Here is a 16,096-nt window from a genome sequence, read left to right as displayed (position 1 = left end):
AAAAAAAATAAATGTAGCTCATGGATCAAAAAGTACGTTACGAAATAGAGTTCCCCATCAATTCATCTCCGCAATTATTGTATCAGTACATTTCAACTCCTTCTGGTTTATCCGAATGGTTTGCGGATAATGTGAATTCACGCGGTGAATTTTTTACTTTTATTTGGAATGATTCGGAGGAGAAAGCGAGACTTGCTTCTAAAAAATCAGGTGAAAAAGTGAAATTCAAATGGGTGGACGGTAATGGAAAGGATACCGAGTATTTTTTCGAGCTTCATATTTTAGTTGATGAGCTAACAAAAGATGTTTCTCTAATGGTAGTGGATTTTGCCGATGAAGATGAGGTTGATGAGGCTTCATTATTATGGGAAAACCAAATTTCGGATCTTAAACATCTAATTGGATCTGTATAGTAAAATTGTATTTTATAACTTACCTTTGCCTTGAACAAAATTCAGGGCTTTTTTATGATTAATTTTAATGGGACTATAGTATCTCAAGATACAAATGTGTTGACGCAGAATCGTGCTTTTTTATATGGCGATGCCGTTTTTGAGACGGTTAAGATTGTAAATTCTAAAATCCTGTTTTTAGAAGATCACTATTTCAGACTAATGGCATCGATGCGCGTTATTAGGATGGAAATTCCAATGAACTTTACCATGGAATATTTTGAAGAACAATTGCTGTCTTTGGCAATTGATAATGCCTTTTCAAATTCCTGTCGTGCCAGAATTACTATTTTTAGAAATGATGGAGGGTACTATTTACCGGAAACTAACGAAATATCCTTTTTAATCCATGTAGTAGGTATAGAAAACGCTTTATATGCAATCGCAGATCAGGAATATGAAGTAGATCTGTTTAAAGATTTTTATGTTACGAAGCAGCTGCTGTCATCAATAAAAACTACAAATAGAATATTAAATATTACAGCAAGTATTTTTGCAAATGAAAATGGACTAAACAATTGTTTGTTGTTAAATGACAGCAAAAATGTTGTTGAAGCGATTCAAGGGAATATTTTTATGCTGATGGGGAATAAATTGATTACACCTCCTATATCAGAAGGTTGCCTAAATGGAGTTATGAGGAAGCAAATTCTGGAAATAGCCAAAAACATGGGTTCTCTAGAAGTTGTAGAAGAGGTGATTTCTCCGTTTGACCTACAGAAAGCCGATGAGTTGTTTATCACAAACGTGATTAAGGGAATTCAACCAATCACGAAGTATAGGAAAAAGAGCTTTGATGCAGTTATATCAAAGGATTTATTGGGAAAATTAAATGAAATTGTAACCGCTATTTAGTTTAAATAGGGGTTTTCAGGCGCATTCGACCAAATAAGATAGTCGCCACCTAATTCAATAATTTGTTCTTTCCAAAAGTGAGTACTAGATTTTCCTATAATTTTGTTTTTATAGCTATTTGGAGCAATAATCCATGAATTATCATTCATTTCGGACTCTAATTGCTGTTCATTCCAGCCAGTGTAGCCCAGAAAAAAACGGATATTTTCCTTGTTTATTTTACCGTTGTTTATAAGCCCTTTTGTGCTTTCAAAATCACCACCCCAATATATTCCATTCGAAATTTCAATGCTGTTTGGAATCAATTCAGGAATGTTATGGATAAAATAGAGGTTATCCTGTTCGACAGGTCCTCCATTGTAAATTTTAAACCTAGCATTAATCTCTGGTAGCAAATCATGAATGGTATACTTCAATGGTTTATTTATGATAAAACCCACCGATCCATCCTTATCATGGTCAGCCAATAAAATCACAGATCTGTTAAATGATAGATCTCCGATTATAGAAGGCTCTGCTATAAGTAGTTGTCCTTTTATTAGTTTTTCTGAAATCATAATGCTGCTTTTTCTAATAAATTTAAGAATAAAATTAAAATATAACCAAATTAAATCGTTTAAATGTATAAAAAAACCTTCCATCAGGAAGGTTTTTATTATATTAGGTTTTAAAACTTAAAATTAGTTTACTGCACCTTCTAATTCAGCACCAGCTTTGAATTTCACAACATTTTTAGCAGCGATTTGAATTGTTTTTCCTGTTTGAGGATTTCTACCGTCTCTTGCAGCTCTAGCTGAAACTGACCATGATCCAAAACCTACTAAAGAAACTCTGCCACCTTTTTTCAAAGTACCGCTTACGTTTCCTAAAAATGACTCTAAAGCTAACTTTGCAGCTGCTTTTGTAATTCCTGCATCAGCAGCGATAGCATCGATTAATTCTGATTTGTTCATAATAATAGTTATTAATTGTTGGTTAAAAATAATTGTTAATACACAAATTTAGCAGGAAATCCCTACCTCACAAGTGTTTTCTTTTATTTTACTCTGTTTTGTTGATAACTTATTTTTTTTGTTCATAAAACAAAGGTTTTTTCTAATGATTCGTAAAAAAGCCCCGTTTTTAGTAGTGTTAGTGCGCTTTCGCGAGCTCAGAAAAAGAGATTCCATTTAATAATTCGGATGTTGTCATCTTCTTTTTGCCTGGAAATTGTAAACTTAAAATTTGGATGTAGCCATTTTCCACTGCAATTTTCATTTCCTTTTTGGTACAAAGGAGACTTCCGTTAGCTAAGTTGTGTTCTTCTACGATCACTTTTGCCTCGTAAATCTTAACGTTCCAATCTTCATTTTTATCAGAAAAGAAACACCAGGCAGCTGGATACGGGCTTAGTCCTCGTATTAGATTATTAATTTCCGAAGCTGATTTAGTCCAGTCTATTTTACAATTGTCTTTGTTTAATTTGTATGCTGTTTTTATTTCGGGTGGGTCTGTTTGTATAGTAGTGCTCGCATTTCCTTGTTCAATTAACTCTAGGGTCTTTACAACGGCCTCGCTACCTAAATACATAAGTCTGTCGTGAAGATGGCCAGCATTTTCATTTGGATCAATGGTAGTTTCTGAACTCAGGATTATGGCGCCCGTGTCAATTTTGTCATCAATAAAAAAAGTAGTAACGCCAGTTTTTGTTTCGCCATTAATAATGGCCCAGTTTATGGGTGCTGCACCACGATAATTGGGTAGGAGTGAAGCGTGGAGGTTAAAGGTTCCTAGTTTTGGCATTTCCCAGACCACTTTTGGCAACATTCTAAAGGCTACCACTATTTGTAAATTGGCATTTAGCGATTTTAATTCCTGAAGGAAAGATTCTTCCTTTAGGTTAGTGGGTTGCAACAAGTTTAGGTTATTGGCCAAAGCATATTCTTTAATAGCGGAATACTTTAGTTTTTGTCCGCGACCTGCTGGTTTGTCGGCCGCTGTAATGACGCCGACAACATTATAGTCGTTTTTAATTATGGTGTCTAGAATACCGACCGCAAATTCAGGTGTTCCCATAAATACAATTCGTAATTTTTCCATTATTATTTTAAGGTATATTTATTGTTTGGTTGTACTATTATAAATTCATGTTCTAATAGCTGTTGTATGGCAAAGATAACATCATGTGAGGTATTCTTTGTCCTGTTTTCGATCTCTCTTGAATTTAACTCCTCTATTTTTAATAGGGCAATAATTTTTTTCGAAAGTTTTATTGTATCTGTTTTTATATTTTTTTGAGCAATACAATAGGAACAAATGCCGCAATCATCAGTTGTTTTTTCGCCAAAATAATTTAAGATCAATTTGCTCTTGCATACGTTTTGCTCGCTGATATAATGTAAAACTGACTTAAGTTTTTCTTTTTTTAGTTGATTTTGATTTTCTAGGTATTTTGAAACCCTACTTATTGTTCTTTCGTCCTCGCGTATTTCATTAAAAATCAGGGATGCATCATTATTTTTAGAATGGTATTCTACAATATTCCGTTCTTTTAGTTTTTGTAAAACGGTCTGTACTTGAGTTTCAGTATGATTTGATTTTTTAGCTATAAACGGTAAGTTAAATGCGGTTTCTATATCGTAAATTCCTGGATAGGTTCTGAGTATGGCTAAAACAATTTCTTCGTCATTAGGATTTAAACTCATATAGCGCATCACTTCTTTTGAAGGGATGATGAATTGCAAGCTAATTTTTTCAGAGAATTCTTGGGATAATGTAATGACTCCTTGTCTATCTAGAAATTGCATCGCATTGTAAGTTCTTAAAACAGGGAATTTATATTTCAGACAAAACTGATTTAAATTAAAAGAAAATTTTTCGTCGATGCCTTCTCCGTATGCGATTTGGAAAAAATTGCATAGTTTAATGAATATTTCATTCAAGAATTTTTTGTCGGGAAGTACATGGATAAACTGACTTTCTACTTGTAGAATGTCAGAAGGGCTGGTTAATAATACGGCAAATGCTTTTTCGCCATTTCGACCAGAACGCCCAGCTTCTTGGTAATAGTTCTCTAGATTTTCTGGTAGCTGAATGTGTATCACCGTCTTTACATCTGCTTTGTCAATTCCCATTCCAAAAGCATTTGTGGCAACAATAACCTGAGCTTTATCCTGCATCCAGGATTGCATGTTTTTATCTTTTTCTTTGGAGCTGAGCCCACCATGGTAATAAGTGGATTTAAATCCTAATGATTGTAATTGGGAGGAAATTTCCAAGCATGATTTACGGTTTCGTACATATATAATGGAGGATTGAGGGTTTTTTCTTAATATTTGTTCTATTCGAAAGAGTTTATCTTCTACCTCAAAAACCATATAAGCGATATTTTTTCTAGCAAATGACTTTTCGAAAATTCGAGGTTCATTTAATCCCAATTCATTGATGATGTCTACCTTAACTTCTGGTGTTGCAGTTGCGGTTAAAGCTAAAAAAGGGACTTTTGGGAAATAGGTCTTTAAATTGGAAATTTTTAAATAGGCAGGTCGGAAATCATGTCCCCATTGCGAAACACAATGTGCTTCATCGATGGTTATTAAATTGATGGGTAGGTTTTTTATCCTTTCTAAAATCCAATCTGATTGCAGGCGTTCCGGAGAAAGGTATAGGAATTTATAATTCCCAAATTGACAATTGTCCAAGAGGTCGATCATCTCATCAGAACGTATTCCGCCGGTCAATGCGATTGCTTTGATGTTTCGCTTTTGCAAATTAGCAACCTGGTCTTTCATTAACGCAACTAATGGCGAAATGACTAAGCAAATGCCTTCGTTCATCATGGCAGGAATCTGGAAGCAGACGGATTTTCCACCGCCAGTTGGCATTAAAGCAAAAGTGTCCTCACCGCTTAAAACGGAATCAATGATTTCATTTTGCAGCGACCGGAAGGAATTGTGGTTCCAGTATTTTTGTAGAATTTGTAATGCTTCAGACATCAATTTTGAATTGCAAATTTCGAATTATCAATTTCTGTTCCGTAATTCAAAATTCAAAATTCAAAATTACCTAGAAATTTTGTCTAATATAAAAAGAATTCGGTTAGCTACGGTGTCTTTTGGGACTTCTATAAGATTATAGCCATAACCTTCGTAAGTTTCAACAAGGTGATTTTGAATCAATTTAGCCTGTTCATAATTTTCGTAACGGGCTTCGTCGCTTATATAAATCTCTTCCCAAGGCGGAAGAATGAAGATTTTAGAATAAATATGTTCTCGACAAATAGTGTCAAAAGAAGCAGGGTAGCTATCTCCAATATAGTGCATATAAGCCAATACATCGGGGATTCCACGGTCTATAAAAACGATTTCATGTGGCTCATTTTGAGCGTTTTCGAACTGTTTTTTTCTTCCTTCTAATAGTAGTTCGCTAAACAGTAAAGGTTTTTTAAGAAATAATTGCTCAATTCCTTGTTTCTTTGCCTCTAAAGTAACTTCTCTAGAAATTTCAGGATAGCAACAAAAACCTTTTGCTATCAATCCGTCGATTATGGTACTTTTACCTGTTCCCGGTCCGCCGATAATTATTATGATTTCTTTTTGCACTTTTTTGAAATAAGGCGCAAACTTACTCAAACTAATTGGAATTTGAAAAAATGATTGTCATTAAAATAATCCTTTTCCATAAAAATTAATATTCCATAATTCATAATTTACATTTGAAACCGTATATTTGCTATTATTTTTAAATATAAAATGGATAAGAATACTGAAGAATTTTATGAGAGATTAAAAGTGGAGTTGGATATGAGCAATACCTGGCCCGCTTTGTACTTGTTTAAATTTATTGTGCCAACTGAAAGTGATAATGTAAAGCGCGTTGAATTGGCTTTTGACTGTATGGGTGCTGTTATCAAAACAACAAAATCCAAAACCGGAAAATTCACAAGCGTTTCAATCGATGTTCAGGTTAAGGATGCTCAAGAAGTAATTGATAAATACCAGGAAGTTTCTACTATTAAGGGTATTATTTCACTATAAATATGGGATAGGATATTTGAGGATAAAACAAACTTTAGATTTGTTCTAGCATCATCACGCCTATACTATTTAGAATATAAAATTAAATTCAACTATGAATTCAAAATACAAAAAAGAAAACGCGAACGATGTCGTTCATCATTTGGAATATAATGCTGAAAGATCGCATTTGATTATTCCAGAGTATGGGCGTCATTTACAGAAACTTATCGAGCAAGCAATTGCTATTGAAGATGTCGAAGAGCGAAATAAAGCAGCAAAGTATATCATTCAAGTAATGGGAAGTTTGAATCCTCATTTACGTGACGTTCTTGATTTTCAGCACAAATTGTGGGATCAGCTCTTTATTATGTCTGATTTTAGATTGGAAGTTGAGTCTCCATATCCAATACCATCTCGAGAAGTGTTACAACTTAAACCGGATGTATTAAAATACCCGCAAAATTTTCCAAAATACAGATATTACGGAAACAATATAAAGTACATGATCGACGTAGCCAATAAATGGGATGACGGAGATATGAAAAACGCTTTGGTTAAAGTGATCGCAAATCACATGAAAAAGTCCTACCTGAGTTGGAACAAGGATACCGTGAAAGATGATGTTATTTATGAACATTTATATGAATTGTCTGATGGTAAATTAAATATGGTTGACAGTACAGAAACGCTTTTGAACACCACAGATTTGCTTCGCACTAATAAGCGTATATCTAACAAAATTGCGCCGGTCGGACAACCAAAAATCCAAAGCAATAAAAATCTTAAAACAGGTAAATCAAAACCTTTTCAAAAAAACAATAATAATCAGAAATAGATATATCGGGTTGTCATGTTCTCGAGAAAAGCAAATTGTCTTTTGTAATCTCGCAGACTTCACGGTTAAAAATCTTCAAAACTTAATAAAATCATATGGGAATTTTCAAAATAGAAGGAGGTATTCGTCTAAAAGGAGAAATCACTCCACAAGGAGCGAAAAATGAAGCGCTACAAATTTTGTGTGCGGTACTTTTAACTCCTGAAAAAGTAACAATCAACAATATTCCTGATATTATTGATATCAATAAGTTACTTACATTATTAGAAAATTTGGGAGTAAAAATTCAAAAAAATGCGCCCGGTTCATACAGTTTTCAAGCAGATGACGTAAATGTTGGTTATTTAGAAACGGAAGGATTTAAAAAAGAAGGAGGCTCATTACGTGGTTCTATTATGATTGTTGGTCCACTTTTGGCTCGTTTCGGAAAAGGATATATTCCAAAGCCAGGTGGAGATAAAATAGGAAGAAGAAGATTAGATACTCATTTTGAAGGCTTTATCAATTTAGGCGCGAAATTCCGCTACAATAGAGAAGACCATTTTTATGGAGTTGAGGCACCAAAAGGTTTAAAGGGAGCTAACATGCTATTAGATGAGGCTTCAGTAACTGGAACTGCTAATATTGTTATGGCTGCAGTTTTGGCAAAAGGAAAAACGACCGTTTATAATGCTGCTTGTGAGCCTTATTTACAGCAACTTTGTAAAATGCTAAACTCCATGGGAGCTAAGATAACAGGTGTTGGCTCTAATTTATTAACTATTGAAGGAGTAGAAAGTTTAGGTGGTTGTGAGCACAGAATTCTGCCTGACATGATTGAAATTGGTAGCTGGATTGGATTGGCTGCGATGACAAAAAGTGAAATTACAATTAAAGATGTAAGCTGGGACAACTTAGGGGTTATACCTAATACTTTTAGAAAATTAGGAATTACATTAGAACGCAGAGGAGATGATATATATATCCCATCTCATGTAGATGGATATGAGATCAAAACAGATATTGACGGTTCTATTCTTACTGTAGCAGATGCTCCTTGGCCAGGTTTTACACCTGATTTGTTGAGTATTGTTTTGGTTGTGGCAACCCAAGCAAAAGGGGATGTGTTGATACATCAAAAAATGTTTGAAAGTCGTCTGTTCTTCGTGGATAAGTTAATAGATATGGGTGCGAAAATAATGTTATGTGATCCGCACAGAGCAGTGGTTATGGGACATGATTTTCAATCGCAATTAAAAGCCACTACTATGTCTTCCCCAGATATTCGTGCAGGTATTTCGTTGTTGATTGCTGCGCTTTCTGCAAAAGGGACTAGTACTATTCAAAACATAGAACAAATAGATCGCGGTTATGAAAGAATTGATGAACGACTAAGAGCAATTGGAGCGAATATCGTTCGTGTAGAATAAAGCAAATAAGTCATACTAGTAAATCGTTTAAATAAATCTTTTAGCATTCATCAAAGAGATTTGTTTAAACGATTTTTTTAATTTTAATACAACATGTCACACGAAAAGAAAGCGATAAAAGCGACTTACTTTAGTATTGTAGGAAATACCTGTTTAGCTATTATTAAAGGTTTTGCAGGTGTTTTTGGTAATTCATATGCCTTGATTGCTGATGCCATCGAATCAACAACAGACATATTTGCCTCGTTCTTAGTATTATTTGGAATTAAATATTCAAATAAGCCTGCAGATAAAAATCACCCTTATGGACACGGTCGTGCCGAACCGTTAGTCACTTTTCTAGTGGTAGGTTTTTTAATTACTTCTGCTACAATAATTGCTTATGAAAGCATTATTAATATACAAAGTCCACACGATTTGCCTAAGTCTTGGACCCTTTTTGTTCTTGGTGCGATAATTATTTGGAAGGAATATTCCTTTCGCTTAGTGATGAAAAGAAGTATAGAAACAAATAGCTCTTCGCTAAGGGCTGATGCTTGGCACCATCGTAGCGATGCAATAACTTCTGTCGCTGCGTTTATAGGTATATCTATTGCGTTAATTTTGGGGAGTGGTTACGAATCAGCTGACGATTGGGCTGCACTTTTTGCCTCGGGATTTATTCTTTACAACAGTTATTTGATTTTTAGACCAGCTCTAGGCGAAATCATGGATGAGCATTTAAATGATGACTTAATTGAAGAAATAAGAAGAGTATCTTATCAGGTAGAGGGTATTAAGGATACAGAAAAGTGTTTTATTCGTAAGGCAGGAATGAAATACCATGTAGATCTTCATGCCATTGTTGATGCTAATATATCGGTTAAGGAGGGACACGATTTAGCACATAAATTAAAAGATACATTGCGCAAAGAAATTCCAGAGTTAGGTCACGTTTTGATACATGTAGAACCAGATAATTATAGTTAGTTTAGGTGATTATGTGTTTAATAAAAACGAGTGCGATTTTTGAAATTACACTCGTTTTTTATATAGTAATAGTACGAATTGATCTTATAAAAAAGATACTATTGCTAAGTCATAGCTTTTCAGTCCGAAGCCAAGTATGACACCTTTAGCATTACCTGAAATGTAGGATTGATGTCTGAAACTTTCACGGGAAAAAGTATTTGAAATATGAACTTCAACTACTGGGCTAATTATGGCTTTGACTGCATCACCAATCCCAACTGAGGTGTGAGTGTAAGCTCCCGCGTTGAGGATTATCCCATCATATGAAAAGCCAAATTCCTGGATTTTGTCAATTAATTCCCCTTCAATATTACTTTGGAAGTAAACGAATTCTATGGCTGGAAATTTAAGTTTTAAGCTAGTGAGGTATTCTTCGAAAGTTTGATTTCCGTATACTTCTGGTTCGCGTTTGCCTAAAAGATTCAGGTTTGGACCATTAATAATAGCAATTTTCATATTTGATGTTTTTGTAAAAATAAAAAAACCGTTCCAATTAAAGAACGGTTTTGATAAAATTAGTTTTTGTGATTTCTAAAATGTAAATCCAGCAGAAAGTTGGAATACTGAATTTTTTGATTTAGCATCTTTTGATACTTCTGTAAGGCCTAATACATATCGACCTTGTATGAAAATGTTCTTTGTTAGGTTTATTCCTAAACCTCCTACAGCTGCAAATTCAAAAGTTTCTGCGTCATTTAAATTAAAAGCATTTCTTTCACTTAATAAAAATGAGGCTTGTGGTCCTAGGTCAAGACTCACTGTTTTATTTAAATGAATCTTTGCTAAAACTGGGATAGATAAGTAGCCTAATTCATTTTTAAACTCTGTACCAGCATTTTTGTAGGTGGCACCTTGTGTAGAGTAGAGTAATTCAGGTTGTACTGAGAAACCATCTGTCAGTTTTAATTCAGCAACTAGTCCAGCATGATAACTTGTTATCGCGTCTGTTTGAATATCTGTACCTTCTAAATTGGCATAATTTACCCCGGCTTTAACTCCAAATTTAACTAATTGTGCTTGTGCAGTAGTCGTTAGGGCTAAGAAAAAAAGCCCAATCATAATTGATTTTTTCATAATTTATTTTTTTAATATTATTGTCTATTTATAGGAGGCAATTTATAACTCTTTTGTTTAATAGTCATTGTAATATTCTTCGATTTTGTATAAGAATTATCACATCGTTGTTTTTTACTATAGTAATGTTTTTGTGTTTCAAGCTTAGTTGGTTTTCCGGTTTTGTGCAGTTTTTTTATGTCGTAAAATAGCGTTACTTTGTATTTATGAATTGGAATTCCTATATTAAGAGTTATCAGTCGTATTTGAAAATAGAACGCGGTCTGTCTAAGAATACTATCGAAAATTATTCTTTTGATATTGAGAGATTGTGTCTTTTCTTGGCTACAAATGGAATTGAAGTCTCGCCAATTAAAATTAGCGAAGAGACATTACAGCAATTTGTATATTCAGTTTCTACGCAGGTCAATGCCCGTTCGCAGGCCAGAATAATATCAGGTCTCAAAAGCTTTTTTGGGTATTTGATATTCGAAGATTATCGCCTTGACAATCCCTTAGAGCTGATAGAAACACCCAAAACCGGAAGGAAATTGCCAGATATCTTGTCAGTTGATGAAATTGACAGACTTATTTCGGCTATAGATTTAACTTCAAACGAGGGAGAGCGTAATCGAGCTATGCTTGAAACTCTGTATGGTTGCGGACTACGAGTTACGGAATTGGTGTCGTTGAAAATCTCTGATTTATTTTTTGATGAAGGTTTTGTCAAAGTCATTGGTAAAGGAAATAAAGATCGGTTTGTACCCATTGGAAGAGCGGCGCAGAAATACATTCACATTTACAAAGATAGTATGAGAGTGCATCTGAATATAAAAAAGGAGTTTGGTGATACTTTATTTTTAAATAGGAGAGGAGGGCAGCTCACGAGGGCTATGATTTTTACTATCATAAAAGATTTGGCTATCAAAATAGAATTGAATAAGAAAATTAGCCCGCATACTTTTCGTCATTCTTTTGCCACACATCTTCTAGAAAATGGTGCTGACTTGCGTTCAATTCAATTAATGCTCGGACATGAATCTATTACTACTACTGAGATTTACTTGCACCTTGATAGGAAGTTTTTATCTGAAGTAATTAATACGTTTCATCCTAGAAAGAGTATTTAATAAGGAGCTTTAAATTATAATTTTTGCGGTTAAACATATAGGGCATAAAAAAAGCCTTGTCAATTTTTCAATTAACAAGGCTTTTATATTTATTGTTGATATAAGAATTACTTAGCGATATTTACCGCTCTTGTTTCTCTAATTACAGTTACTTTAACCTGACCAGGATAAGTCATTTCAGTTTGAATTTTTTGTGAAATCTCAAAAGATAAAGTTGCAGCATTATCATCAGAAACTTTTTCGCTTTCTACAATAACACGAAGTTCTCTTCCTGCTTGGATTGCGTAAGCGTTTTTTACACCATTAAATCCGTAAGCTACTTCTTCCAGATCTTTTAGACGCTGTATGTAAGAATCTAATACTTGTCTTCTTGCACCTGGTCTAGCGCCTGATATGGCATCACAAACCTGTACAATTGGAGATAATAAAGATTTCATTTCTATTTCATCATGGTGAGCTCCAATGGCGTTGCAAACTTCTTCTTTTTCGCCATATTTTTCAGCCCATTGCATTCCTAATAATGCGTGAGGTAAATCACTTTCTGCATCAGGTACTTTTCCAATATCGTGCAATAAACCTGCTCTTTTAGCCAGTTTAACATTCAGACCTAATTCAGCGGCCATGATTCCACAAAGTTTAGATACTTCACGGGAGTGTTGCAATAAGTTTTGTCCGTAAGAAGAGCGGTATTTCATGCGTCCTACTACTTTTATTAATTCTGGATGTAATCCATGAATTCCTAAATCTATAACGGTACGTTTACCAACCTCTATAATCTCGTCGTCAATTTGTTTTGCAGTTTTAGCAACCACTTCTTCAATACGTGCAGGGTGAATACGTCCGTCAGTTACTAATTTATGTAGTGCTAAACGGGCAATTTCTCTACGAACAGGATCGAAGCAAGAAAGTATAATTGCCTCAGGTGTGTCATCAACAATGATTTCAACTCCAGTAGCAGCTTCCAGTGCTCTAATGTTTCTTCCTTCACGCCCAATGATTCTACCTTTAACATCATCTGATTCAATATTAAATACAGATACACAGTTTTCAACTGCTTCTTCTGTTCCAACTCTTTGAATAGTGTTGATGATTATTTTTTTAGCTTCCTGTTGTGCTGTTAATTTAGCTTCTTCAATTGTGTCCTGTATATGAGACATGGCTTCGGTTTTAGCCTCTGCTTTCAGTCCTTCTACTAATTGGTTTTTAGCGTCTTCGGCTGATAAACCAGATATTACTTCAAGTTGTTGTAATTGGCTTTTATGCAGTTTGTCAACTTCTAATTGTCTTTTGTCTAGGATTTCGATTTTAGCAGTATATTCAACTGCTTTTGATTCAAAATCATCATTTACTTTCTTAGCTTTAGATAATTCATTTGAAACTTGTGATTCCTTATCCCTTATTCTTTTTTCAACTTCAGCGACTTTTTTGTCTCTACTTAGAATTACTTGTTCGTGTTCTGATTTTAATTCAATAAATTTCTCTTTTGCTTGAAGAATTTTGTCTTTTTTTATGTTTTCAGCTTCAAGATTTGCGTCTTTTAAAATAGATGAAGCTTCTTTTTTTGCACTTTTAATTAAATTAGAGATATTGCTTTTTTCAATTATTTTTGCGATTCCGAAACCCGCTGCTATACCTATAATCCCTGAAATGATGATCGTTACTATGTCCATGTTTGTTAAAATTTATATATAAAAAAAGCCTACATTAAGTTGTTTGTATAAACTCGAAAAGACAAGTTTTGAGCTAACTCACTGTTCAAGTTTCCTCGCCGAAGCGTGGCATGCTTTAGTAGTGATGATTTGCTCATTCTAAAATGTTAGTGTTGAGTTTACCAAATGTGAACTAATGTAGGCAGTATCTTAGTTTCTGTAAAGAACGTTTAATTGTCGAGATATTGATCTAAAAGCGCATTGATTTTTTTAATTCTTTCAATAGTTTCTTCACCATTAATAGAGTTGTCAATTTGTTTTTGTTCTGATTGGGAGGCAAATTGTAAAGCACACATGGCTAAAACATCTTGCTTGTCACGTACAGCGTAATTTTCTTCAAATTGCTTCATCATTACGTCAATTTTTTTTGAAGCACTTCGCAGTCCTTCTTCCTGCGACAGCTCAACCGTTAACGGGTAGACTCTGTCGGCAATTGATATTTTAATTTTAAGCTTATCGTCCATATTTTTTACTAATCAGATAGCTGTGCTATACAGTAATCAATTTCACGAATTAAAGAATTTATTTTTAACTTTGTATCTCTTTTATTATCGTCACTGCCTAGTAGTGAGTTGGCAATCTTAAGTGTTTCATACTGCGATTTTAACGCTTCAATCTCATTTGATTGAGTCTGTATGATGGTTGCAGATTTTGTTAATTCGATCTTTAAATCTTGATTGCTTTTGTCTAAACTTTTTATTTTTATAATCAGTTTTTCAATCTTATTTTCAAGAGTATCAATTATTTCTGCAATTACACTCATTTTATAGCCTATTCATTACTTAATATTACAAATTTAGTATTACTTTTTATTATTACAATATTTTATTTGTTTTTTTATCATAAAATAAGTAAGTTGTTGTAATGTAATTGGTTACGATATCTGTTTTTTTTACAAAGCATAACGAATTAGTTTTTTATCTTAGCAAAAATGTATATGATGAAATATTTTGTTTTTTTTCTTTTGTTTTCAGTTTCTGTCTTTGCTCAAACAGCCTATCCGAAAGACTATTTTAGTCCACCTTTAGATATTCCAATGGAACTGTCTGGAAACTTCGGGGAATTAAGGCCAAATCACTTTCACGCTGGTTTCGATTTTAAAACATTGCAAAGGGAGGGTTTAGCCGTACATGCTGTTGCTGATGGCTATGTGTCTAGGATAAAAATTTCTACTTTTGGAAATGGTAAGGCAATTTATATTACACATCCCAATGGATATACTTCAGTCTATTGTCATCTTCAAAAGACTACGGATGCCATTGATGATTATATTCAGAAAGCACATTATAAGGAACAATCTTTTGAAATAGAGTTGTTTTTAAAACTAAATGAATTGATGGTTAAAAAAGGACAAACGATCGCCCTTACCGGTAATACTGGATCTTCTGAAGGGCCTCATTTGCATTTTGAATTCCGCGATAGTAAAACAGAGAAAATAATTAATCCTCTTTTGTTTGGTTTCGATAAGTATATAAAGGATACTAAAAAACCAACCGTTTCTGCGGTATATGTTTACCCTTTAGATGATAAAACCTCGGTAAATAAATCTAAACGTCCACTATTGCTTAGTTTGTCTTTGCAGAAAGATGGGACTTATTTATCTAATAAGGTTTTGGCTAATGGTAAGATCGGTTTTGGAATTACTGCAGTTGATTATGATAATGTTTCGGGTAATAGAAACGGTGCTTATAAAATTCAAAGTTATTTAAACGGAAAACCTAATTTTGGATATCAATTCGATACCTATTCCTTTGATGAAATGCGATATGTAAATGCTTTGGTTGATTATTCCAAGTACAAAAAAACGTATCAAAGAGTCCAGAAATTATTCATGAGCAATCCGTACAAACTAAGTATAATAAAAACGGATGATTCAAATGGAATTGTAACGGTAGTTCCTAATCTTACATCCGTGTATCGTATCGAGGTATCTGATTTTTTTGGCAATATAAACACCATTTCTATACCAATTGGTTTTGATTCATCGGCTCCTATTGTTGAAAAAGAAGCTATGGTTTCAAATTACTTTGTAAAAGTGAACAAAGACAATAGTTTTGCTAAAGATAATGTCTCTGTATTCTTTCCTGCAGGAACATTTTATGAAGATTTTGACATGAATTTTGATGTCAGAAATAGTGTCTTGTACCTTCATGATGACAGTGTTCCTGTTCATTCTCGTTTTGAAATTGCTATGGAGAGTGACAAATTTACTGATGTGCAAAAAGAAAAAGTTTTCATCGCTGATGTTGATTCTAAAGGCAGGGTTGGGTATAACTTTACTAGTGTAAAAGGAAATGTATATTCTGCAAATGTGAGATCATTAGGTAAGTATACTTTGGCAATCGATACAACGGCGCCAACTATTTCAATTGCAAATTCAATTGAAGGAAAGTGGATAAGTACTCAAAAAAATCTTCAGTTTTCTATATATGACAGTGGATCAGGAATAAAATCTTATAATGGTTATTTAAACGGAAATTGGATTTTATTCGAATATGACAATAAAACAAGAAAATTAACCCATAATTTTAGTGATGGTATTGTTGCTGAAGGGGCTAATGATTTAAAAGTCGTGCTAATGGATAATGTAGGAAATTCAACTATCTTTGAGACTCATTTTTTTAGAAGTCAAAAGTAATAACATA

General features: G+C 33.8%; 18 protein-coding genes and 1 other RNA gene. 8 read left to right on the top strand and 11 right to left on the bottom strand.

Annotated features, from left to right (window positions below):
* The first annotated feature begins 20 nt into the window (after window positions 1–20).
* Complete coding sequence (locus HJ01_RS00670; protein ID WP_007136311.1) at window positions 21–413, top strand: START-like domain-containing protein; 393 nt, start codon at window positions 21–23, stop codon at window positions 411–413.
* Between the two features lie 54 nt (window positions 414–467).
* A complete protein-coding gene (locus HJ01_RS00665; protein WP_040473556.1) occupies window positions 468–1,307 on the top strand; it encodes an aminotransferase class IV in 840 nt (279 codons plus the stop codon).
* Here the strand turns inward: HJ01_RS00665 and HJ01_RS00660 are convergent.
* The 5 genes from HJ01_RS00660 to HJ01_RS00640 all read right to left on the bottom strand — a co-directional run bounded on the left by HJ01_RS00660 (window position 1,304) and on the right by HJ01_RS00640 (window position 5,917).
* The gene (locus HJ01_RS00660; protein ID WP_040473568.1) at window positions 1,304–1,864 is read right to left on the bottom strand and encodes a YqgE/AlgH family protein; all 561 of its coding nucleotides are present in this window, start codon (window positions 1,862–1,864) and stop codon (window positions 1,304–1,306) included. The two genes, HJ01_RS00665 and HJ01_RS00660, sit on opposite strands and share 4 nt — an antisense overlap.
* A gap of 123 nt (window positions 1,865–1,987) precedes the next feature.
* Complete coding sequence (locus HJ01_RS00655; RefSeq protein ID WP_007136308.1) at window positions 1,988–2,260, bottom strand: HU family DNA-binding protein; 273 nt, start codon at window positions 2,258–2,260, stop codon at window positions 1,988–1,990.
* 178 nt (window positions 2,261–2,438) lie between these two features.
* Window positions 2,439–3,386: a methionyl-tRNA formyltransferase gene (gene fmt, locus HJ01_RS00650; protein ID WP_007136307.1), complete on the bottom strand. Its 948-nt coding sequence runs from the start codon at window positions 3,384–3,386 to the stop codon at window positions 2,439–2,441.
* Between the two features lie 2 nt (window positions 3,387–3,388).
* Window positions 3,389–5,281 carry an ATP-dependent DNA helicase RecQ gene (locus HJ01_RS00645; protein ID WP_007136306.1) on the bottom strand — a complete coding sequence of 631 codons (1,893 nt, stop codon included), beginning with the start codon at window positions 5,279–5,281 and terminating at the stop codon, window positions 3,389–3,391.
* A gap of 66 nt (window positions 5,282–5,347) precedes the next feature.
* Window positions 5,348–5,917 carry an AAA family ATPase gene (locus tag HJ01_RS00640; RefSeq protein ID WP_007136305.1) on the bottom strand — a complete coding sequence of 190 codons (570 nt, stop codon included), beginning with the start codon at window positions 5,915–5,917 and terminating at the stop codon, window positions 5,348–5,350.
* Window positions 5,918–6,037: 120 nt separating this feature from the next.
* Between HJ01_RS00640 and HJ01_RS00635 the strand changes: the two genes are divergently transcribed.
* From HJ01_RS00635 to HJ01_RS00620, 4 genes are all read left to right on the top strand, one after another.
* Window positions 6,038–6,322, top strand: coding sequence for a DUF493 family protein (locus HJ01_RS00635; RefSeq protein WP_007136304.1), 285 nt, complete (start codon window positions 6,038–6,040; stop codon window positions 6,320–6,322).
* A 94-nt stretch (window positions 6,323–6,416) separates the two neighbouring features.
* Entirely contained in the window at window positions 6,417–7,139 is a 723-nt protein-coding gene (locus tag HJ01_RS00630) for a DUF4290 domain-containing protein (protein WP_007136303.1), read from the top strand.
* Window positions 7,140–7,234: 95 nt separating this feature from the next.
* On the top strand, window positions 7,235–8,548 hold the full coding sequence (murA, locus tag HJ01_RS00625; RefSeq protein WP_007136302.1) for a UDP-N-acetylglucosamine 1-carboxyvinyltransferase: 1,314 nt from the start codon (window positions 7,235–7,237) through the stop codon (window positions 8,546–8,548).
* Window positions 8,549–8,641: 93 nt separating this feature from the next.
* Window positions 8,642–9,517 carry a cation diffusion facilitator family transporter gene (locus tag HJ01_RS00620; protein ID WP_007136301.1) on the top strand — a complete coding sequence of 292 codons (876 nt, stop codon included), beginning with the start codon at window positions 8,642–8,644 and terminating at the stop codon, window positions 9,515–9,517.
* An 84-nt stretch (window positions 9,518–9,601) separates the two neighbouring features.
* On the opposite strand, the gene HJ01_RS00615 is transcribed toward HJ01_RS00620, so the two are convergent.
* Window positions 9,602–10,015: a type II 3-dehydroquinate dehydratase gene (locus tag HJ01_RS00615; RefSeq protein ID WP_007136300.1), complete on the bottom strand. Its 414-nt coding sequence runs from the start codon at window positions 10,013–10,015 to the stop codon at window positions 9,602–9,604.
* Between the two features lie 75 nt (window positions 10,016–10,090).
* Window positions 10,091–10,633: a porin family protein gene (locus HJ01_RS00610; protein WP_007136299.1), complete on the bottom strand. Its 543-nt coding sequence runs from the start codon at window positions 10,631–10,633 to the stop codon at window positions 10,091–10,093.
* 206 nt (window positions 10,634–10,839) lie between these two features.
* On the opposite strand from HJ01_RS00610, the gene xerD reads away from it, so the two are divergent.
* Window positions 10,840–11,742 (top strand): site-specific tyrosine recombinase XerD, encoded by a 903-nt coding sequence (gene xerD, locus HJ01_RS00605; protein ID WP_007136298.1) that lies wholly within the window; start codon window positions 10,840–10,842, stop codon window positions 11,740–11,742.
* A 107-nt stretch (window positions 11,743–11,849) separates the two neighbouring features.
* On the opposite strand, the gene rny is transcribed toward xerD, so the two are convergent.
* The 4 genes from rny to HJ01_RS00590 form a co-directional block, all read right to left on the bottom strand.
* Complete coding sequence (gene rny, locus HJ01_RS00600; protein ID WP_007136297.1) at window positions 11,850–13,412, bottom strand: ribonuclease Y; 1,563 nt, start codon at window positions 13,410–13,412, stop codon at window positions 11,850–11,852.
* Between the two features lie 49 nt (window positions 13,413–13,461).
* A non-coding RNA gene (ssrS, locus tag HJ01_RS17250) (6S RNA) lies at window positions 13,462–13,570 on the bottom strand.
* Window positions 13,571–13,621: 51 nt separating this feature from the next.
* A complete protein-coding gene (locus HJ01_RS00595) occupies window positions 13,622–13,915 on the bottom strand; it encodes a cell division protein ZapA (protein WP_007136296.1) in 294 nt (97 codons plus the stop codon).
* Window positions 13,916–13,923: 8 nt separating this feature from the next.
* The gene (locus HJ01_RS00590; protein WP_007136295.1) at window positions 13,924–14,214 is read right to left on the bottom strand and encodes a hypothetical protein; all 291 of its coding nucleotides are present in this window, start codon (window positions 14,212–14,214) and stop codon (window positions 13,924–13,926) included.
* 177 nt (window positions 14,215–14,391) lie between these two features.
* Between HJ01_RS00590 and HJ01_RS00585 the strand changes: the two genes are divergently transcribed.
* Window positions 14,392–16,089 (top strand): M23 family metallopeptidase, encoded by a 1,698-nt coding sequence (locus tag HJ01_RS00585; RefSeq protein WP_040473566.1) that lies wholly within the window; start codon window positions 14,392–14,394, stop codon window positions 16,087–16,089.
* The last annotated feature ends 7 nt before the right edge of the window (window positions 16,090–16,096 follow it).

This window comes from Flavobacterium frigoris PS1 (assembly GCF_000252125.1).
Taxonomy (GTDB): domain Bacteria; phylum Bacteroidota; class Bacteroidia; order Flavobacteriales; family Flavobacteriaceae; genus Flavobacterium; species Flavobacterium frigoris_A.
This window is presented reverse-complemented; position numbering and strand designations above follow the sequence as displayed.

Bases quoted from the DNA above. Each gene is read 5' to 3' on its own strand.
- HJ01_RS00670 (WP_007136311.1), top strand. From the start codon at position 21: ATGGATCAAAAAGTACGTTACGAAATAGAGTTCCCCATCAATTCATCT.
- HJ01_RS00665 (WP_040473556.1), top strand. From the start codon at position 468: ATGATTAATTTTAATGGGACTATAGTATCTCAAGATACAAATGTGTTG.
- HJ01_RS00615 (WP_007136300.1), bottom strand. From the start codon at position 10,015: ATGAAAATTGCTATTATTAATGGTCCAAACCTGAATCTTTTAGGCAAA.
- HJ01_RS00660 (WP_040473568.1), bottom strand. From the start codon at position 1,864: ATGATTTCAGAAAAACTAATAAAAGGACAACTACTTATAGCAGAGCCT.
- HJ01_RS00620 (WP_007136301.1), top strand. From the start codon at position 8,642: ATGTCACACGAAAAGAAAGCGATAAAAGCGACTTACTTTAGTATTGTA.
- HJ01_RS00610 (WP_007136299.1), bottom strand. From the start codon at position 10,633: ATGAAAAAATCAATTATGATTGGGCTTTTTTTCTTAGCCCTAACGACT.
- xerD (WP_007136298.1), top strand. From the start codon at position 10,840: ATGAATTGGAATTCCTATATTAAGAGTTATCAGTCGTATTTGAAAATA.
- HJ01_RS00635 (WP_007136304.1), top strand. From the start codon at position 6,038: ATGGATAAGAATACTGAAGAATTTTATGAGAGATTAAAAGTGGAGTTG.
- HJ01_RS00645 (WP_007136306.1), bottom strand. From the start codon at position 5,281: ATGTCTGAAGCATTACAAATTCTACAAAAATACTGGAACCACAATTCC.
- fmt (WP_007136307.1), bottom strand. From the start codon at position 3,386: ATGGAAAAATTACGAATTGTATTTATGGGAACACCTGAATTTGCGGTC.
- rny (WP_007136297.1), bottom strand. From the start codon at position 13,412: ATGGACATAGTAACGATCATCATTTCAGGGATTATAGGTATAGCAGCG.
- HJ01_RS00630 (WP_007136303.1), top strand. From the start codon at position 6,417: ATGAATTCAAAATACAAAAAAGAAAACGCGAACGATGTCGTTCATCAT.
- HJ01_RS00595 (WP_007136296.1), bottom strand. From the start codon at position 13,915: ATGGACGATAAGCTTAAAATTAAAATATCAATTGCCGACAGAGTCTAC.
- HJ01_RS00590 (WP_007136295.1), bottom strand. From the start codon at position 14,214: ATGAGTGTAATTGCAGAAATAATTGATACTCTTGAAAATAAGATTGAA.
- HJ01_RS00585 (WP_040473566.1), top strand. From the start codon at position 14,392: ATGAAATATTTTGTTTTTTTTCTTTTGTTTTCAGTTTCTGTCTTTGCT.
- HJ01_RS00655 (WP_007136308.1), bottom strand. From the start codon at position 2,260: ATGAACAAATCAGAATTAATCGATGCTATCGCTGCTGATGCAGGAATT.
- murA (WP_007136302.1), top strand. From the start codon at position 7,235: ATGGGAATTTTCAAAATAGAAGGAGGTATTCGTCTAAAAGGAGAAATC.